The sequence below is a fragment of the Formosimonas limnophila genome, assembly GCF_014652675.1.
Lineage (GTDB): Bacteria > Pseudomonadota > Gammaproteobacteria > Burkholderiales > Burkholderiaceae > Hydromonas > Hydromonas limnophila.
The window spans coordinates 1-1,505 of record NZ_BMZG01000034.1 but is presented as its reverse complement, the minus strand read 5'-3'; the positions used below and the strand labels follow the sequence as shown (position 1 = coordinate 1,505).

2 protein-coding genes are annotated in these 1,505 nt (G+C 48.3%); both read left to right on the top strand.

Going from position 1 to position 1,505, the window contains the following annotated elements; all coding sequences use genetic code 11:
- Positions 1-453 (top strand): hypothetical protein (locus tag IE082_RS11015; RefSeq protein ID WP_189493957.1); only part of this gene is annotated, 453 nt, incomplete at its 5' end.
- A 123-nt stretch (positions 454-576) separates the two neighbouring features.
- A partial coding sequence (locus IE082_RS11010) for a hypothetical protein (protein WP_229809836.1) occupies positions 577-1,505 on the top strand: 929 nt, incomplete at its 3' end.

Below are 1,505 nucleotides of genomic sequence, written 5' to 3'. Positions count from 1 at the left end.
GGCAAAGTCCTCTCAAACGGCGATATGAGCATCACTCTGACCGATGACTTCACCAACAACGCCACGGTACAAGCCGCTAAAAACCTCACGTTGAGAAGCAGCGGCAATGTCACCAACAACGCTAAAATCCTTTCGGGTGCGACCAACAGCATCAACGCGCAGAACATCACCAACGTGGCAGGTGCAGAAATCAGCGGTGGCACAACCCAAATCAAAGCGAATGATGCTGTGACCAATCGCGGTTTGATGGATGGTAACAAGACGGTGATTACAGGCAATACTGTGACCAATCTTGGCACTGGGCGGATTTATGGCACTCATTTGAGTGTTGGTGCAAGCACGGTTAATAACCAAGGTGAAAACGTCAATGGCAAGACGACTACGGGCACTATCGCTGCACGGGAAAGGCTAGACATTGGTGCGCAAACCATTAATAACTTGAGTGGTGGTTAAGTTGGTCAACAAAGCAGTATTCTTAGTGGCAACACCATGTTCATTGGCGGATCCCTAGACACTAATGGCAATGCTACGGGCCGTGCAAGCCTTATTAATAACGAATCGTCAACCATTGAAAGCATGGGTAACATGCAATTGGCTGCTGATAAGATTATTAATACCAATAAATACTTCCTAACTGAAGTGAAGGTAACTGGTACCAGTCAGCACCTTGAGTACGAAGTTGGCGTAAATGACCCTATTTACGGTAACGACCACTTGGGTGAGCGTTATGATCAAAGCGAGATTACTATGTTGGGTGATTGTGCTTATGGCATTGCAGGCTGCTGGAGCACGCCAACTGGTTATCGAGTCGGTGAGCAATCTTTTAGCCATTACTTTATTTATGACTATACCAAGACTTACAAACAAGATACTGTCATACAGTCAGACCCTGCGCGAATCGTGGCTGGTGGCAACATGACGTTTGATGTTGGGTATTTGCGTAATGACAAGAGTCAAATCATTGCAGGCGGCACGCTTGGCGGTACGGTTGGTGGCCAAGCTGATCTGACGACCGCGATAGATAATATTGATGCCTTTGGGCAAGCGACTGTCACGACCAGTGGCACAACGACCGACACATACATTAATAAATGGAGTTCAGGGGGTAAAAACAAGCGTGCTCGTGCAACTGCCTCTATAGTTGCTTACAGTCCCACGACGCCACCGACATACATCATTCTTGCCTCTGGCGAAGTCAAGCAGGGTGTTGTTGAGAGCAATGTGAATGTTGACGCTCAAAAGGCAAATATCTTTGCTGATACTGCCGCAGGCAGCAGCAGTGCCAACGCATCGGCCACCGTCTACGCGGTCAATACGACTGATCCGACGTTGATTAAAACGGGTGCGGTCAATACCAACATGCCCAACAGCAGCCTATTCACGGTCAATCCGAACGCGGCGGGTTATTTGATCGAGACAGACCCACGGTTTGCGGATTACCGTCAGTGGCTATCCTCTGATTTCATGCTCAAAGCGTTACAAACCGACCCGAACACAATTCACAA